This window comes from Curtobacterium sp. NPDC092190 (assembly GCF_044755625.1).
Classification (GTDB): domain Bacteria; phylum Actinomycetota; class Actinomycetes; order Actinomycetales; family Microbacteriaceae; genus Curtobacterium.
This window is the reverse complement of sequence record NZ_JBIVRJ010000004.1, coordinates 76,878-93,865: the sequence shown is the minus strand read 5'-3', so window position 1 is coordinate 93,865 and position 16,988 is coordinate 76,878. Positions and strand designations below refer to the sequence as shown.

The window sequence follows — 16,988 nt, the reverse complement described above, 5'->3', positions numbered from 1 at the left end:
CGCTCTCGACACACCGAACACCGCGACCGCACCCTCGGTCGCGACCTCCCCGGCGCAGGATCCCTGGTCCCTCGCCGAGCCGGACCCATCCCGACGGTCCGGGCCCATGTCGCCACAGTCGCCGACGCCCGTCTCGCGACCCGTCGGCGTCCCTGCCTGCGGGCCGCGAGCTTCTCCCGACCCGACAGGAGATCCTCATGTCCGCACCAACGGACGTCCGTCGCGCACGCCCGGACGCCAGCACCCCGCAGTACCGCCGGAGCGCCCAGCCGCAGTCCCCGGATGCGGCCCGGCCCGTCCCGCCGCAGCAGACGGAATTGCTCCAGCAGCAGGCGCTCCCGCCGCAGCCGCTCCCCCAGCCGCTCACCCCGCGTGACCGCGAGCGCGCCCGTCGACGCCGGCAGGCCGAGCAGGTCGGGCACGTGCGCCCCCGCTCCGAGAGCCGCGCGCACAGCCCCGTCATGGTGCTCATCGTGCTCGTCGCGACCCTCGGCGTGATGGCCTACGCGGTGTTCCTGCTCGACCCCGCGAACCGCGGCGACTTCCTGCCGTACGGCCTGGTGATCGTGGCGGAGAGCGTGCTGGTCGGCCAGGCGCTGCTGTCGATGTGGACGATCCTGTCCGGCGGTGCCGACCCCCGGGACTTCGCGTTCCACCACACGCAGGACACCCTGTTCGACCGGGACACGATCGAGCGCGACGGGCTCACCGACCAGCCGCACCGCTGGCCGATGCACGTGCGGGGCCGTCAGGTCGAGGTCGACGTCTTCATCACCGTCTACGGCGAGGAACTGTCCAAGATCGCCGCCACCGTGCGGGCAGCGGTCGCGATGCGCGGCGAGCACCGCACGTGGGTGCTCGACGACGGCCGGAGCGACGAGGTCCAGGCGCTCGCCGCCCGGCTCGGCGCGCGGTACGTCCGCCGGCTGTCGTCGCACGGTGCCAAGGCCGGCAACATCAACCACGCCCTGACCCTCGCCAAGGGCGACTACTACGCCGTGTTCGACGCCGACTTCGTCCCGGAGCCGGAGTTCCTGTTCGAGACCGTGCCGTTCTTCGCGGACGACACCATCGCGTTCGTGCAGACGCCCCAGACCTACGGCAACCTGCACAACCTGGTGTCCCGCGGCGCCGGGTACATGCAGACCGTCTTCTACAAGTTCATCCAGCCCGGCCGGAACCGCTTCAACGCGGCGTTCTGCGTCGGCACGAACGTCATCTTCCGCCGCAGCGCGATCGACGACATCGGCGGCATGCACACCGACTCGAAGTCCGAGGACGTCTGGACCAGCCTGATGCTGCACGAGCGCGGGTGGAAGTCGGTCTTCATCCCGATGACCCTCGCCGTCGGAGACGCACCCGAGACCATCGAGGGCTTCACGAAGCAGCAGCTGCGCTGGGCGACCGGCGGGTTCGAGATCCTGCTGACGCACTTCCCGTTCAACCCGAAGCACCGCCTGACGATGGACCAGCGTCTGCAGTACCTGGTGACGGCGAGCTTCTACCTGACGGGCATCGTCCCCGGGCTCCTGCTCCTCGTGCCGCCGCTCGAGATCTTCTTCGACCTCCGCCCGATGAACCTGTCGATCGGTGCGGGCGAGTGGGTGCTGTTCTACCTCGGGTTCTACCTCATGCAGGTGGTGCTGGCCTTCTACGCGCTCGGCTCGTTCCGCTACGAGACGCTCCTGCTCGCGGCGGTGTCCTTCCCGATCTACGCGAGCGCGCTCTGGAACGTGCTGTGCGGCAAGGAGCAGGCCTGGCACGTCACCGGTGCCGGCCGCGGACGGACACCCTCACCGTTCAACTTCATCGTGCCGCAGGTGCTCGTCTTCGTGTTCCTCACCCTGACCAGCGTGGTCGCGGTCTGGCGGGACACCGGCAACGGGCAGTTCACGCTCGCCACCGCGTGGAACATCACGAACACGCTGGTCTTCGCCGCGTTCATCGTCGCGGCGTTCCGCGAGCAGGCCCGCAACCGCGTGGCCGACCGGCAGCGCGCTCGCGGCGAGGCCGTCCGACCGGCCGCACCGCTGGTGCAGGCCCCGGTCAGCCCCGTGCGGACGACCGTCGTCCGCCCCGACACCCTCGAACCCCAGCGCGCCGCGATCGCCGGCGTCGCGATGCAGCTGCAGGACGGACCCCGCGCATGACCTGGACCAACCGACTCCGACTGTTCGGCGGCCTCGTCGTCGTCCTGGTGATCGTCGCCGCGTGCACCCTCGTGTTCAACCAGCGCCAGAGCGCCGTGGCGAGCACCTCGGCCGCCATCGCCGCGCAGGAGTACGCCGTCGGCACCGACTACGGCGGGACCGTCACCGAGGAGTACGTCCAGGAGGGCGACTCCGTCACCAAGGGCGAGAAGCTCCTGCAGGTGCAGAGCCTGCAGCTGGCGCAGGACATCCGGAAGGGCGTCGTCGGCGCGGACACGCAGACGAGCGCGTACGACATCGGCGAGGACGGCTTCATCACGTTCAAGGCCGAGGTCTCGGGCACCGTGGCGAAGATCGACGTGAAGACCGGTGGGTACGTGCAGGCCGGTTCCGAGCTCGGCACCATCCACAAGGAGGACAGCCTCTTCGTCACCTCGGAGTTCACCGTCACCGCGCGCGACTACGGGCGCATCCGGAACGGTGCCGAGGTCGAGCTCCGCCTGCCGGACGACCGCACCATCACCGGCACCGTGAAGAGCGTCAGCGTGGAGACGAACGACGACGGCCGGGCGAAGACCACCGTCGACGTCGAGAGCCCCGAGCTGTCGGCCTCGCCGTCGTCGGGCATCACGAGCCCGGGGACGCCCGTCGACGCGACCCTGCACCTGCGCGACGACGGCACGCTGGCGGGCGTCACCGACGCCGTCCGCGACTTCTCGCGCCAGATCGGGCTGTAGCCGGTGCGGCACCACCTGCACCCCGGCCGCCGCCCTGCGGGCGCACGCCGGGCCTCCCGGTCGACGCTCCTGGTCGTCCCCCTGGTGACGTCCGTCGCCCTGCTGCTCGCTGCGTGCACCGGGACGGGAGGCACGGACCACCCGACCCCGTCGGCCACCCCGACCGACGCGGCGGCCCAGGCACGCACGGTCGCCGCCCTGGGCGACGTCGCGTCGTCGACGGTGGGCACGATGCGCCTGGCCGAGGGACTGACCCCGCCGACGAACCGGTGGTTCTCCGGCCTGGTGTTCGGCGACGCACCCCAGCCGGTGTTCCCGACGCCGATCTCGTGGCAGGTCACCGACCACGGCTTCGCAGCCGGACTGCCCGACGTGACCGCGACCGAGAAGACCATCGCCGGCGGCGCCGTACCGCAGGTCGGCTTCGACCTCGGCGCGACGAGCACGCTCGTGTCGGCGTACGACGCGGTGTCGGTGACCGTCGAGCACCGTGACGGCGACACCGTGCTCGGGCACTCGGTCGTCGCCGAGGGGTCGCCCCTCGTGACCTACACCGCCGACCGCGACCAGACGCTGACCGGCACCTCGCCACTCGACCCGACCGGCGACGGCACGGCGACGATGTCCGGCGGCGGCCGCACCTGGCAGGTCGTCGTGCGCGACGGCTCGGTCGCCGCGTCCGGCGTGCGCCTGCGCAGCGGCGGGTCGGTCGTGCTCCTGCCGACACCGGACGGCGCGTCGTCGTCCGAGGTCTCCCGGCTCGTCGCGGCCGCACGGCCGCTCTCCGGCTCGTCGCTGGAGCGCAGCGCGTCCGGTGGGTCCCAGCGCACCACGCTGTCGTACGACTTCGACGGCGGTGCCGGGGTGCTCGTGCCGCAGCCCGGCCAGGGCACCCGCGGGCTGACGTGCACCGACCTGCGGGTCGCGACGCTGACGGGTCCCGCGCCGGTCTGCACCGGGACGGCGCTGCGCTTCGACGCCGACACCGTCGAGCCGTCCGACCGGCTCGACCTGTCCGGCCTGTCCGACGGGCAGCGGGACACCCTGGCCGCACAGGTCCGGCAGGACGCCGCCGGGGTCGACGCCTCGTCGTACGCGGCCGACTCGTACGGCGGCGGCAAGGACCTGTACCGCGTCGCCACGCTGTACCGGCTCGCCGTCGCGCTCGGGCTCGACGACCAGGCCGCGGCGCTGAAGACGTCCGTCGTCGCGGAGCTCGACCAGTGGTTCGACCCGGCGGGCTGCGGCGGGAGGACCGCGCGGTGCTTCGCCTACGACCCCGAGGTCCACGGGCTCGTCGGCCAGGAGGCGTCGTTCGGCTCGGACGAGTTCAACGACCACCACTTCCACTACGGGTACGTGCTGTCCGCCGCTGCGATGGTGGCCGACGGTGACGCGTCCCTCGTGCGGAAGTGGCGCACCGTCGCGGACCTCGTCGCCGCGGACATCGCCTCGCCGACCGCGACGGAGTCGTTCCCCGCGCTCCGCGTCTACGACCCGTACGCGCAGCACTCCTGGGCGTCCGGTTACTCGCCCTTCGCCGACGGCAACAACCAGGAGTCGTCGTCCGAGGCGGTGTCCGCGTGGAACGGCCTGGCCCGCTGGGGCGCCGTGTCCGGGTCGACCTCGCTCGAGTCCACCGGCACCTGGCTGCTGTCGAACGAGGCCGCCTCGGCGCAGCGCGACGTGCTCGACCCGGACCTGTCGGCGTTCCCGGGCTTCACGCACCGGGTCGTCTCGCTGACCTGGGGCGGCAAGCGCGACCACGCGACGTGGTTCAGCGCGGCGGCCGCGGCGCCGGCGGGCATCGAGCTCATCCCGATGCCCGCGATGGCGGCGGAGTACGTCGACGCGGGCGGCCGGCAGCAGATCGGGCGGGTGCTCGACGAGGCCGTGCCGGACGGTCGCTACGACGTCCAGTTCGGCGACTACCTGCTCATGTACCGGGCGCTCGGCGGGAAGGCCGACGCGGCGGCAGCCCTGCGCGACGCGGAACGGCTGCCGGACGCGGTGATCGACTCGGCGAACACGCGGTCGTACCTGCTCGCGTGGATCATGACCCGGGGTCGGGCGTAGCGGCCCGTCCCCCGCGCGAGCCCGACGGGCGGCACGACGGTCCACCGACCGCGTGCCGCCCGTCGTTCGCTTCCCGGACGCCCTGGGGTCCTGCACGGGGACCGCGGCCTACCGTCCACGGCATGACCACGCGAGCCAAGACCGCCACCGCGCTGCTCGGCGCTGCCACCCTCGCCCTGCTCCTGACGGCGTGCGACCCGGGCGGTGCCCAGAACATCGACCCGGTCGGCAAGGTCCCCGGGGACGAGCAGAAGTCGCAGTCGACCGAGTGCGCCGTCGCCGCGAGCAACGCCGTGGACGCGATCGGCACCGCGGTCGGTCCGCACGACACGACGGACTTCGCGAACGTGGCGGAGGGCGACGGTGGCTGGTACCTGGCCGCGTCGATCGTGCCGTCGGACAGCAAGGACGCCAACGACGACGAGCTGACCATCTGGGCGACGGAGACCGACCCGACGGCCGACGACTGGGACGGCACGATCTACGCCGTGAACCAGACCGCGAAGGACGCCACCGCGGACGAGTCACGCTCGGCGTCGCCGGCACCGAGCGCGTTCAGCGCGGACTCCGATGCCGCGAAGCGCGCCGAGAGCTGCGCCGTCGAGGCCGCCGACCGCTGACCCCCGGCCCGGCTCAGGTCTGGCAGCGCGGGCACCAGTAGGTGTCCCGCAGCGTGAGCTCCGAGTCGCCGAGCTCGCCCCGCCGCACCGGTGTCCCGCACCGCAGGCAGGGCTTGCCGGCGCGGCCGTAGACCCAGAAGCGGCGCCCGGGCCGGTCGACGCCCGTCGTGACGCGGTTGCTGCGGTCACGGTTCATCGTGATGAGCCGGTGCGACAGCGCGATCGCCCGCGCCGGGTCCGGCACCTGTCCGACGGGTCGCGTCGGCAGCACACCCCGCAGGAAGCACAGCTCGTTCCGGTACACGTTGCCGAGTCCGGCCAGCACGCGCTGGTCGAGCAGTGCGAGCCCGATCGGGCGCTCCGGGTCCGCCGTCAGGTTCTCGAGCGCCCGGTCGGCGTCCCAGTCGGGACCGAGCAGGTCGGGGCCGAGGTGCCCGACGACCTCGGACTCCTGGTCGCGCGGGACGACCTCGAGCACCCCGAGGGTGAACCCGACGGTCGAGACGTCCGCGGCGTCGAGCACGACCCGGGCCTGGTGCGCGGGCCGTCGCCACCGCTCCCCGGGCGCGTAGACGTCCCAGCGGCCCTCCATCTTCAGGTGCGAGTGCACGGTCACGTCGCCGATGCGGTGCAGCAGGTGCTTGCCGCGGGGCACGACCTCGTCGACCGTCCGTCCGACCAGGTCGAGGGTCGCGAACGCGGGGACGCGGAAGTCCGAGCGGGTCAGGACCTTGCCCGCGAGCGCGGTGTGCAGGCGCCGGGCAGCGCGGAAGACGGTGTCACCCTCGGGCACGGCACACCTCCGCTGCGGCTCGTCCGGTCGGCCGTGTCACGTCCCGTGCACCGGCGCACGCCCGGGAGGCCCTGGTCGCGTCAGACACGCAGCCGCAGTCCCTGCGGGGTCGCCGTGAACCCCGCCTCGCGCAGTGCCGACCCGAGCGGCGTCTCCAGCACGAAGTCGCCGTCCACCCGCTCCACCGAGAGCTTCCGCAGCCCGCTCCGCACGGTGGCGGCGATCGACCGCGCCGCGACCGCGAGGTCCGCCGGGTCGTCGGTGAAGGTCAGGACGGACTTCCCACCGCGCTCGACGTAGACCGCGAGGCGGCCGTCGACCGTGGTCACGAGGGCTCCGGCCTTCCGCCCGGGTCGGTGACCGCGACCGGTCGTCGACGTCGACCGGCTGGCGGGGACGGCCGCACCACGGGCGCCCGTCGGTGCGGGGTCGGCCGTGGGACCGGGAGCAGCGGGGTCGGCGTCCGGGTCGGCGGGGGCGTCGTCCGACGGCCACGGCAGTGCCGCACCGTAGGGGTTCGCCGGGTCCGTCGCCGCGAGCGTGAGTGCCTGGCGTTCGCGGTCCGGGTCGGCGCGCTCGTCGTCGTCGAGGTCGCGTGCGTAGGTCCGGAGCCGGTCCACGGTCGGGCTCGTCGCGAACTGTGCCGCCCCGAGCCCCTCGACGAAGTACCCGCGACGTGCCCGGCCGGACTCCTCGAACCGGCTGAGCACCCGGTAGACACCGGCGAACCCGCCACGGACGCCCTCGACCTGCACGGCACCGCGGGTCACGACGCCGTAGCGCTCGAGCAGCTGCTCGGCGGTCGCTGCCGCACGCAGCGTCGAGTCGGACTCGGCGAGCGGCAGGATCGACCACCGACCACCCACGGACGGCGGACCGGACTGCGACGGCAGCGTCGGCCGACGCCGCCCGCGGTACGCCCGGGCCCGCGGCGCGCTCGTCGACCTCGCCTTGCCGCCGAGCATCGACCGCAGCGGCGCGAACGTGTCGTTCGTGACCTGTCCGGCCCAGACCAGGTCCCACAGCGCGGTCGTCAGGGCCTGGTCGTCCGTGCTGCCGACCGCCTGGCCGAGCTGCCGGAAGAAGTAGGCACCACCGCCGGCCAGCGCTCCGAGGACGTCGCGCTGCAGCTCGGTGGTCTCGCCGCCGTCGGGCTCCGCCAGGGTCGTCGACGCGGTCTCGGCGAGGTGCAGGCGCACCCAGCCGTCGTTCCCGGGCAGCGTGCCGCCGCCCGACCACAGGACCTCGCCGGTGGCGGTCAGCTCGTCGAGCATGCTCGTGGAGTAGTCGCTCACGCGGGACGGCAGCACGAGGGTCTCCCACGAGCTCGCGGGCAGGGCGACGCCGGCCAGCTGGTCGATGACCTGCAGCACCCCGTCGACCCCGCGCAGCCCGCCGCGGGTGCCGGGCGCCTGGACGTGCTGCCACGCCGGCAGGAACCGGGCGAGGGTGTCCGGCGACACCGGCTCGACCTCGTGCCGGAGCGCAGCGAGGGACTTCGTCCGGATGCGGCGGAGCACCTCGGCGTCGCACCACTCGGCGCCCTGGCGGTCCGGGCGGAACTCGCCCTCGACCACGCGGCGGTCGGCGACCAGGCGGCGCAGGGTGTCCTGCACGACGGCGATGCCGAGGCCGAGCCGGCTCGCGGCCTCCTGCGCGGCGAACGGTCCGTGCGACCGGGCGTACCGGCCGACCAGGTCGCCGAGCGGGTCCGCGACGGGTTCGACGAAGGCGGTCGGCACGCCGATCGGCAGCGGGACGCCGAGGGCGTCGCGGAGGCGGGAGGCGTCCTCGATCACCGACCAGCGCGTCGCACCGCCCTGCGTGAACGACAGCACACGGCGGTCGCGCTCGAGGGTCTCCAGCGCCGACCGGACGGTCGCATGCGCGGCGTCGGGGTCAGCGGCGTCGGCCACCCAGCTGCGGGCGACGAGCTCGTCCAGCTCGAGGGCGCCGACGAGTCGCAGCACGTCGACGAGCCCCTCGGTGTCGCGCGCTCGACGGTCGGGGGAGAGCCGCTGCAGGTCGCGCTCGACGGAGGCGATGACCGCCGGGTCGAGGAGCTCGCGGAGCTCGGCCCGTCCGAGCAGTTCACCGAGCAGCGTCGAGTCGAGCGACAGTGCCGCCGCCCGGCGCTCGGCCAGCGGCGAGTCGCCCTCGTACATGAAGGCCGCGACGTACCCGAACAGGATCGACCGGGCGAACGGCGACGGCTGCTCGGTCTCGCGCTCGACCAGGCGGATGCGGCGCTCGGCGATCTGGTCCGAGATGCCGAGCAGCGCCGGCACGTCGTAGACGTCCTGCAGGACCTCGCGCACGGTCTCGAGCACGATCGGGAACGTCGGGTACTTCCGCGCGACCTCGAGCAGCTGCGACGCCCGCTGGCGCTGCTGCCAGAGCGGCGACCGCTGCCCGGGGTTCCGCCGCGGCAGGAGCAGGGCCCGGGCCGCGCACTCGCGGAAGCGGGCGGCGAAGAGCGCCGAGCCGCCGACCTCGTCGGTAACGAGCGCCTCGAGGTCGTCGCGCTCGAACACGAACAGGTCGGCGCCGGGCGGTTCCGCGTCGGTCTCCGGGATCCGCACCACGATGCCGTCGTCGGCCGCCATCGCGTCGCCGTCGATGCCGTGCCGTTCGCGCAGCCGGGCGCCGACCGCCAGGGCCCACGGCGCGTGCACCTGCATGCCGTACGGCGAGTGCAGGATGAGCCGCCAGTCGCCGAGCTCGTCGCGGAACCGCTCGACCACGAGCGTGGTGTCGTTCGGCACGTGACCGGTCGCCGCACGCTGGTCGCGCAGGAAGGTCAGCAGGTTCGTCACGGCCCGCTCGTCCAGCCCGCCGGAGGCGACCCGGGCACGCGCGTCGTCGTCGGAGGCCGCGTCGACCTCGCGCACGAACGCACCGGTCGCCCGTCCCAGCTCGGCGGGACGACCGATGCCGTCGCCCTTCCAGAACGGGACCCGCCCGGGCTGCCCGAACGCCGGGCTGACGATGACCCGGTCGTGCGTGATCTCCTCGATGCGCCAGCTCGTCGCGCCGAGGGCGAAGACGTCGCCGACGCGGGACTCGTAGACCATCTCCTCGTCGAGCTCGCCGACGCGCGATGCCTTCTCGCCGACCATGAAGACGCCGAACATGCCGCGGTCCGGGATCGTGCCACCGCTCGTCACCGCGAGCCGCTGGGCGCCCGGACGCCCGGTCAGGGTGCCGTGCACGCGGTCCCACACCAGGCGCGGCCGGAGTTCGGCGAACTCGTCGCTCGGGTACCGCCCGGTCACCAGGTCGAGCGTCGCCTCGAACGCCGACCGCGGCAGCGAGCTGAACGGGGCGCTCCGCCGCACGAGCTCGAACCAGTGCTCCACCTCGACGGTGTCGATCGACCCGGCGGCCACGGTGTGCTGCGCGAGGACGTCGAGCGGGTTCGCGGGCACCGAGATCGACTCGATCTGCCCGGAGACCATGCGCTCGACGGTGACCGCGCTGTTCACGAGGTCGGCGCGGTGCTTGGGGAACAGCACGCCGCGGGAGATCTCGCCGACCTGGTGTCCGGCGCGACCGACGCGCTGCAGGCCGCTGGCGACCGACGGCGGGGCCTCGACCTGGACCACGAGGTCGACCTCGCCCATGTCGATGCCGAGCTCGAGCGAGCTGGTCGCGACGACGCAGCGCAGACGTCCGGACTTCAGGTCGTCCTCGATGATCGCGCGCTGGTCCTTCGACACGGAGCCGTGGTGGGCGCGGGCGAGCACCGGGACCGACGGGTCGGAGCCGCCGCCCTCGGTCTGTCCGGACTGCCCGACGAGCTGCGCCGGCGGTCGCTTCGGCTGTGCGACGGGTGCGTGCGCGGACGCCCGACCGGGGGACTGCGTGACGGGAGCCGACCCGGCCACCGCGCCCACGGCCCCCGCGCCCACGACCTCCGGGGCGCCGACCGCAGCCGTGCCCACACCCGCCGTGTCGACGGCCGCGAGCACGCGTTCCTCGTGGATCTCGTTGAGCCGTGCCGTCAGGCGTTCCGCGAGTCGGCGCGAGTTGGCGAACACGATCGTCGAGCGGTGCTCCTCGATGAGGTCGACGACGCGTTCCTCGACGTGGGGCCAGATCGAGCCGTTCGTCGGTGACTCGGTCGCGTCGGCACCGACCGGCGGGGCCCCGAGCTCGGTCATGTCGTCGACCGGCACGACCACGCGCAGGTCGAAGGTCTTCTGCGCCGGCGGGGCGATGATCGACACGGGCGCGCGGCCGCCGAGGAACCGGGCGACCTCCTCCGCGGGGCGCACGGTCGCGGACAGGCCGATCCGCTGCACGGGCTTCTCGAGCAGGTCGTCGAGGCGCTCGAGCGAGACCGCCAGGTGTGCGCCGCGCTTGGTCGAGGCGACCGCGTGGACCTCGTCCACGATGACGGTGTCGACGTTCACCAGGGTCTCGCGCGCCCGCGACGTGAGCATGAGGTAGAGCGACTCGGGCGTCGTGATGAGGATGTCCGGCGGCTGCCGCAGGAGCCGCTGCCGGTCGGACGACGGGGTGTCACCGCTCCGGACGCCCACCGTGACCTCGGGCGGTTCCGTCCCGAGCCGACGCGCGGTCTGCGTGATGCCGACGAGCGGGCTGCGGAGGTTCCGCTCGACGTCGACACCGAGGGCCTTGAGCGGGGAGACGTACAGCACGCGGGTGCGCTGCTTCGCCGGCGGACGGTCGCTCGCGCTGATGAGCCGGTCGATCGACCAGAGGAACGACGCCAGCGTCTTGCCGGAGCCGGTCGGGGCGACCACGAGCGCGTGCTGCCCGGTGGAGATCGCGTCCCACGCGCCCGCCTGCGCCGCGGTCGGGCCGGGGAACGCGCCACGGAACCACTCCGCGGTCGCGGGGGAGAAGCGCTCGAGGACGTCCGTCATGGTCCGTCCCATCCTGCCCGTCGCCACCGACAGCGGTCCGAGGGAGGACGGGTGCTTGACAGGCCGATCCGTAGCGATCTATCGTTGACCCATCGCGATAGGAACACAACGCATCGCGAGCTCACGTCACCACCGACAGGAAGGAGTCATCATGCGCCCCTCGTACGATGACCTCGACAGCACCACGCCCCGCCGCGGCCCCCGCGGCACCGGTCCGCGCGGCCCCCGCTTCGGCGGCGCGCGGCAGCACCACGGCCACGGCTTCCCCGGCCGCGACCGCGGCGACCACGACCACGGCGGACGCGGCGGCTTCGGCCCCGGGTTCGGCGGACGCGGCGGCTTCGGCCCGGGCTTCGGTCCCGGCTTCGGCGGCGGCCCCGGCTTCGGGCGCGAGCGCCGCCGTCGCGGCGACGTCCGCCTCGCGATCCTCGGGCTGCTCGCCGAGGGCCCGCAGAACGGCTACGCCGTGATCAAGACCATCGCCGAGCGCACCGGCGGTGCCTGGAAGCCGAGCCCCGGCTCGGTCTACCCGACGTTCCAGCAGCTCGTCGACGAGGACCTCGTCGTCTCGAACGGCGACGGCCGCAAGACGCTCTTCGAGCTCACCGACGCCGGCCGCGCCGAGGCCGAGGCGAAGGCGGACGAGATCGCCGCCGCGTTCGACGCCGCGCCGGGCATGCCCGACACGCAGCGCGAGTTCGTCGAGGCCCTCCGCAAGGCGATGGGGGTGCTGCACATGTACCGCACCAGCGCCTCCGACGAGCAGACCAGGGCCGCGACGGCGAAGGTCGACCAGCTCCGCAAGGACCTGCTGCAGATCCTCGCCGAGTAGCGCCGTGCCGGACGGGAGGCACGTGGCGACCCCGCCACGCGCCTCCCGGCCGTCAGTCGGTCACCCGGTCACCTTCGCGGGAGCGGCCGTCAGGACGCGTCGACGAACGCGGCCACGTCGGCGAGCTCCTCGGCGGACACCGCGTGCGGTAGGCCGACGTACGTCCGGTCGGTCACGTCCGTGTGCGCCGCAGCCCACGCCTGCGTCCGCGCGGTGGCCTCGGCCGGGATCACCGGGTCGAGGTCGCCGTGTCCCAGGAAGACCCGGGGACGGGCGGCCGCGACCGCCTCGTCGCGGGAGTCGGTCACCCCGGGCACCACGAACCCGGACAACGACACCGCGAAGGCGAACGCGGCCGGTCGGGCACGCAGGAGCTGCAGCGCCATCGACCCGCCCTGCGAGAACCCGAGCAGACCGATGCGCGGGTGGTCGGCGGACACGGCGTCGATCCAGTCGAGGACACCGGCGACCGCGGCGTCGACCGGCTCGAGCGCGGGCGACCCCGGCGTCCCGAGCGGGTACCAGGAGAACCCGGGACCCCACGGCATCGGTGCGCGGAGCGATGCGACGGTCCAGACGGACGGCAGCGCGGGTGCGAGCCCGAGCAGGTCGCGCTCGTGCGACCCCACCCCGTGCATGGCCACGAGCAGGGGCGTGCCCGCGCGTTCCCCGGTCGGACGGGTCCACTGCACGATGTCCGCATCGATCACGGGGACCACGCTAGCCGTCCACGGCGACCTCGCCTCCCGCCGAACTCGCCGGGGCGACTGGTAGACACGGTGCATGGCCTCGCTGCGCACCCCCGACCCCGACTCCGGCTGGCTGTCCGACGAGGAGCTCGCCGACGTCCGTCGTCGACTGCCCATCTGCTACGTCGAGGCCCTGCCCGTCCGGACCGACGGGCTCGGTGTCGTGACCGAGGTCGGCGTGCTGCTCCGTGTCGCCCCGAGCGGCTCGATCGCGCGCACGCTCGTCTCCGGCCGCGTGATGTTCGGCGAGTCGATCCGCACGGCGCTCTTCCGGCACCTCGAGAAGGACCTCGGTCCGATGGCGTTCCCGCAGCTCCCCGCGAGCCCCACGCCCTTCACGGTGGCCGAGTACTTCCCGCTCCCCGGCGCCTCGGTGTTCACCGACGAGCGGCAGCACGCGATCTCCCTCGCGTACGTCGTCCCGGTCACCGGCACCTGCGAGCCCCGGCAGGACGCCCTCGAGCTCACGTGGATGAGCCCGATGGAGGCAGCCTCCGACGCCGTCGCCGAGGAGATGGAGGGCGGCCGCGGCGCACTCCTGCGCGCCGGCCTCGCCTCGGTCGGCGCCCTGCACTAGCCATCACATCACCGCGGCGCTCCCGGGCCGCGCCCGCGACGATGCCGGCCTGCTCCGAACCACGGAAGCGACATCGAACCACCGGCACGGTCTGGTTCCACGTCGTTTCCGTGGTTCGATCCGCGGGCGACCGAACCGGCGCGGTGCCCGCACACGACGAAGCCCCCGGAACCATGCGGTTCCGGGGGCTTCGCAGCTCGGTCGTGGACCGGCTTCAGTGCTTCTCGTCGCGGAGGGAGTCCGCAACGCCGTGCGCTGCGCCCTTGACGTCGTCGACACCCTGCTTGGCCGACGCCTTGGCCTGGTCGGTCTGACCCTCGGCCTTCAGCTTGTCGTTGCCGGTCAGGTTGCCAACGCCCTCCTTGACCTTGCCGACGAGCTTCTCGCCGGTGTGGTTCTCTTCGCTGCCAGCCATACGGTCTCCTTCCAACGACGGACGATTCCCCGTCGGCCACTCGCGCGGCCGTCGGTGAAGGAGAACCTACGCGGGGGGACGCCCGATGCTCCCACCGGGCGTCCAGGTTCGGGACGCCGACGCCGACGCGGGAGCGACAGGACGCCGCCGGACATCGGCGGCGTCCTGTCGCTTCGACGGACCACTCCGGCCCGAGCGGACCGCTCAGTGGCGGTCGGCAGCCCCCGCCGGACGCGATGCGCGACGCGAGCCGCCGCGGCGACGACCGCCGCCGGACTCACCCGCACCGGAACGACCCGCTGCGTAGCCGCCCTCGGACGACCACACCGGGGCGGACCCGCCACGGACGACGTCACTCGACGCCCGACGGCTCCCGCCCGAACGACGCTGCCCACCGGCGGCCGCACCGCCCGACGCTGCAGCACCCGAGCCCGAGCCGTTGCCGCGACCGGCACCACCGGCGCGCCCGGTGCCACCAGCGGCGGCCGGAGCCCCCGCGGTGACCGGACGACCACCGCGACCACCGGCGGTGCGACCCGAGCCGCGACCGGCCGAGGTGGTCTCGGGAGCCTGCGTCGAGCCTCCCGACCGGCCGCCGCGACCACGGCGACGACCGCCGCCCGCGGACTCGGCGAGACCCGTCTCGGTCGCACGCGGCTGCCGCTGGCGCTGCTGCTGTGCGGGCTGCTCCGGAGCGAGGTGGCGGATCGGCGCGACCTCGCCGACGAGCGACGCGACGGCCGGCGAAGTCGCGGTGACCTGCTGCGGGGTGACCTTGATCGCGGCGGCACGCATCATCTGTGCGACGTCGCGGCGCTCGGCCGGCAGCGTCACGGTGACGACGTCACCCGAGGACCCGGCACGCGCGGTGCGGCCCGAACGGTGCAGGTACGCCTTGTGCTCGGTCGGCGGGTCGACGTGCACGACGAGCTCCACGTGGTCGACGTGCACACCACGGGCGGCGACGTCGGTGGCGACGAGCACGAGGGCCTCGCCGGAGGAGAACTTCGCGAGGTTCCGCTCACGCGCACCCTGCGACAGGTTGCCCTGCAGGTCGACGGCCGGGATGCCCTGGCTCGTGAGCTGCTTCGCCAGGCGCTTCGCGTGGTGCTTGGTGCGCATGAAGAGGATGCGGCGGCCGGTGCCCGAGGCGAGCGCGCGGACGAGGTCCTTCTTCGCGTCGGCGTCGGCGACCTCGAACAGGTGGTGGGTCATCGCCTCGACCGGGCTGGTCTCGTCGTCGACCGAGTGCATCACCGGGCTGTGCAGGAACTTCTTGACGAGCTTGTCCACGCCGTTGTCGAGCGTGGCCGAGAACAGCAGGCGCTGCCCCTGCTCCGGGGTCGCCTGCATGATCTTCGTCACGCCGGGCAGGAAGCCCATGTCGGCCATGTGGTCGGCCTCGTCGAGGACGGTGACCTCGATGTCGCCGAGGCTCACGTGCCCCTGCTGCATGAGGTCGGCGAGGCGGCCCGGGCAGGCGACGACCACGTCGACACCGGCACGGAGCGCGTCGACCTGACGGCCCTGGCCCACGCCGCCGAAGATCGTCGTCGTGTTGAGGCCCATGGACTTCGCGAGCGGGGCGAGGGTCGCGTCGATCTGCGTCGCGAGCTCACGGGTCGGGGCGAGCACGAGCGCACGGGGGCGGCCGGCGCGGCGCGGGCGACGGCTCGCGGCCAGACGGGCGGCCAGGGGGATCGCGAAGGCGATCGTCTTGCCGGAGCCGGTGCGCCCGCGGCCGAGCACGTCCTTGCCCTGCAGGGAGTCGGGGAGGGTGTCGGCCTGGATCGGGAACGCGGTCTCCTTGCCCTGCTGAGCGAGGGACTGGACCATCGGCGCGGGGACGCCGAGGTCGGAGAAACGGATGTCCTGGTTGGTCATGGTGACCTTTCGGGCCGGCTCGTGCCGGCCGTGGGCGCGCTGGCATGTGGCGCGCGGGCGGGAACCCCGCGTCAGCAGAGGCTGACGCGGTCGCCGCAGCAGAGAGCCTGGCACCGGGATGTCGGTGCGCGATCATCGACCGGATGAGGGTCGGGAGTCGGGGGCGTCCGTACGACGCACGAGGCGATCGGCGCCTCGAGTACCACCAGCATAGCGGGTGCTCGTCGAACGAGCCGGGGCCGTTCGCGTCGGGCGTGCGACGTGGCGTGCGATGATCCCGTGGTGCGCACGCGATCCGTCCTCCTGACCACCGCGATCGCGCTGGTCGCCGTCCTCGGCAGCGCAGGCTGTGCCGAGGCCGCGACACCCGCCGGGTCGACGGCCTCCTCGTACCGGAACCTGCCGACCTCCGGGCGCCCCGACTACCAGCTCGGCGGTGGGTACACGCCGCCGTCCGGGGTGACGATCGTCGAGCGGGACAGCACCGACCGCCCGGCCGCCGGGAAGTACTCCATCTGCTACGTCAACGGCTTCCAGACCCAGCCGGGAGCGCTCGCCGGGTGGGAGCGCCGGGCGCCGTCGGCACTGCTGCGCGACGGTTCCGGCGAGCTCGTGGCCGACCCGGGCTGGCCGGACGAGGTGCTCCTCGACACCCGGACCGCCGCGAAGCGCGCCGCGATCACGAAGGAGCTCACGAAGTCGGTCGCGCGGTGCGCCGACCGCGGGTTCGCCGCCGTCGAGTTCGACAACCTCGACTCGTGGACACGGTCCGGGAAGCGACTGACCCGCGCGGGGAACCTCGCGCTGGCGGCGACGCTCGTGCGGCTCGGGCACGACCGCGGTCTGGCCGTCGGGCAGAAGAACACGCCGCAGCTCGGGAAGGCCGGGCGGCAGTCGACGGGCTTCGACTTCGTCGTCTCCGAGGAGTGCGTGCAGTACGACGAGTGCTCGGCCTACACGGCCGCGTACGGGAAGCGCGTGGTCGACGTCGAGTACGCGGACACGCTCGACCGCTCGTGGGCATCGGTGTGCCGCCTGCGCGACCGCCCGGCCATGACGATCCTGCGGGACCGCGACCTGGTCACCCCGGCGTCGGACGAGTACGTCTTCGAGCACTGCTGAGGACCCCGTCCGGTCCCGTCCCGCCCGGCGCGACGCAACGTCGGCGGCAGTGCGCAGGAGCACAGCGCTGCGAGACCTCGCCGACGTTGCGTGTCGCGGAGGGCGCGCGCGGCGGTCGGCCGGGAGGCACGGTGTGCGTCC

12 protein-coding genes are annotated in these 16,988 nt (G+C 73.5%); 7 read left to right on the top strand and 5 right to left on the bottom strand.

What is annotated here, in order from left to right:
- The first annotated feature begins 197 nt into the window (after positions 1 to 197).
- The 4 genes from ACIQFY_RS11030 to ACIQFY_RS11015 all read left to right on the top strand — a co-directional run bounded on the left by ACIQFY_RS11030 (position 198) and on the right by ACIQFY_RS11015 (position 5,583).
- Positions 198 to 2,150, top strand: coding sequence for a glycosyltransferase family 2 protein (locus tag ACIQFY_RS11030; protein WP_400340041.1), 1,953 nt, complete (start codon positions 198 to 200; stop codon positions 2,148 to 2,150).
- The gene (locus tag ACIQFY_RS11025) at positions 2,147 to 2,887 is read left to right on the top strand and encodes an HlyD family efflux transporter periplasmic adaptor subunit (RefSeq protein WP_066657136.1); all 741 of its coding nucleotides are present in this window, start codon (positions 2,147 to 2,149) and stop codon (positions 2,885 to 2,887) included. The genes ACIQFY_RS11030 and ACIQFY_RS11025 overlap by 4 nt, the downstream gene beginning before the upstream one ends.
- An 84-nt stretch (positions 2,888 to 2,971) precedes the next feature.
- Positions 2,972 to 4,963, top strand: a complete 1,992-nt coding sequence (locus ACIQFY_RS11020; RefSeq protein ID WP_400340038.1) for a glycosyl hydrolase — start codon at positions 2,972 to 2,974, stop codon at positions 4,961 to 4,963.
- A gap of 122 nt (positions 4,964 to 5,085) precedes the next feature.
- Positions 5,086 to 5,583, top strand: coding sequence for a hypothetical protein (locus ACIQFY_RS11015; protein WP_400340035.1), 498 nt, complete (start codon positions 5,086 to 5,088; stop codon positions 5,581 to 5,583).
- Positions 5,584 to 5,596: 13 nt separating this feature from the next.
- On the opposite strand, the gene ACIQFY_RS11010 is transcribed toward ACIQFY_RS11015, so the two are convergent.
- Both ACIQFY_RS11010 and ACIQFY_RS11005 read right to left on the bottom strand, forming a co-directional pair.
- Positions 5,597 to 6,376, bottom strand: a complete 780-nt coding sequence (locus ACIQFY_RS11010) for an Fpg/Nei family DNA glycosylase (RefSeq protein ID WP_066657129.1) — start codon at positions 6,374 to 6,376, stop codon at positions 5,597 to 5,599.
- Between the two features lie 80 nt (positions 6,377 to 6,456).
- Positions 6,457 to 11,268, bottom strand: a complete 4,812-nt coding sequence (locus ACIQFY_RS11005) for an ATP-dependent helicase (RefSeq protein ID WP_400340033.1) — start codon at positions 11,266 to 11,268, stop codon at positions 6,457 to 6,459.
- Between the two features lie 151 nt (positions 11,269 to 11,419).
- On the opposite strand from ACIQFY_RS11005, the gene ACIQFY_RS11000 reads away from it, so the two are divergent.
- A complete protein-coding gene (locus ACIQFY_RS11000) occupies positions 11,420 to 12,100 on the top strand; it encodes a PadR family transcriptional regulator (protein ID WP_066657116.1) in 681 nt (226 codons plus the stop codon).
- A gap of 89 nt (positions 12,101 to 12,189) precedes the next feature.
- On the opposite strand, the gene ACIQFY_RS10995 is transcribed toward ACIQFY_RS11000, so the two are convergent.
- A complete protein-coding gene (locus ACIQFY_RS10995; RefSeq protein ID WP_400340029.1) occupies positions 12,190 to 12,810 on the bottom strand; it encodes an alpha/beta hydrolase in 621 nt (206 codons plus the stop codon).
- A 73-nt stretch (positions 12,811 to 12,883) separates the two neighbouring features.
- On the opposite strand from ACIQFY_RS10995, the gene ACIQFY_RS10990 reads away from it, so the two are divergent.
- On the top strand, positions 12,884 to 13,426 hold the full coding sequence (locus tag ACIQFY_RS10990) for an NUDIX hydrolase family protein (RefSeq protein ID WP_066657112.1): 543 nt from the start codon (positions 12,884 to 12,886) through the stop codon (positions 13,424 to 13,426).
- Positions 13,427 to 13,640: 214 nt separating this feature from the next.
- On the opposite strand, the gene ACIQFY_RS10985 is transcribed toward ACIQFY_RS10990, so the two are convergent.
- Together ACIQFY_RS10985 and ACIQFY_RS10980 are read right to left on the bottom strand one after the other, a co-directional pair.
- On the bottom strand, positions 13,641 to 13,841 hold the full coding sequence (locus ACIQFY_RS10985) for a CsbD family protein (RefSeq protein WP_066657109.1): 201 nt from the start codon (positions 13,839 to 13,841) through the stop codon (positions 13,641 to 13,643).
- A 204-nt stretch (positions 13,842 to 14,045) separates the two neighbouring features.
- Positions 14,046 to 15,725, bottom strand: a complete 1,680-nt coding sequence (locus ACIQFY_RS10980; RefSeq protein WP_251155184.1) for a DEAD/DEAH box helicase — start codon at positions 15,723 to 15,725, stop codon at positions 14,046 to 14,048.
- A 282-nt stretch (positions 15,726 to 16,007) separates the two neighbouring features.
- Here ACIQFY_RS10980 and ACIQFY_RS10975 point away from each other — a divergent pair, with 282 nt between their 5' ends.
- Entirely contained in the window at positions 16,008 to 16,847 is an 840-nt protein-coding gene (locus ACIQFY_RS10975) for an endo alpha-1,4 polygalactosaminidase (protein ID WP_400340025.1), read from the top strand.
- Positions 16,848 to 16,988: the final 141 nt, after the last annotated feature.

Coding starts and splice junctions, on each gene's coding strand:
- ACIQFY_RS11005 (WP_400340033.1), bottom strand. CDS start 11,268: ATGACGGACGTCCTCGAGCGCTTCTCCCCCGCGACCGCGGAGTGGTTC.
- ACIQFY_RS11025 (WP_066657136.1), top strand. CDS start 2,147: ATGACCTGGACCAACCGACTCCGACTGTTCGGCGGCCTCGTCGTCGTC.
- ACIQFY_RS10980 (WP_251155184.1), bottom strand. CDS start 15,725: ATGACCAACCAGGACATCCGTTTCTCCGACCTCGGCGTCCCCGCGCCG.
- ACIQFY_RS11030 (WP_400340041.1), top strand. CDS start 198: ATGTCCGCACCAACGGACGTCCGTCGCGCACGCCCGGACGCCAGCACC.
- ACIQFY_RS10985 (WP_066657109.1), bottom strand. CDS start 13,841: ATGGCTGGCAGCGAAGAGAACCACACCGGCGAGAAGCTCGTCGGCAAG.
- ACIQFY_RS11000 (WP_066657116.1), top strand. CDS start 11,420: ATGCGCCCCTCGTACGATGACCTCGACAGCACCACGCCCCGCCGCGGC.
- ACIQFY_RS11015 (WP_400340035.1), top strand. CDS start 5,086: ATGACCACGCGAGCCAAGACCGCCACCGCGCTGCTCGGCGCTGCCACC.
- ACIQFY_RS10990 (WP_066657112.1), top strand. CDS start 12,884: ATGGCCTCGCTGCGCACCCCCGACCCCGACTCCGGCTGGCTGTCCGAC.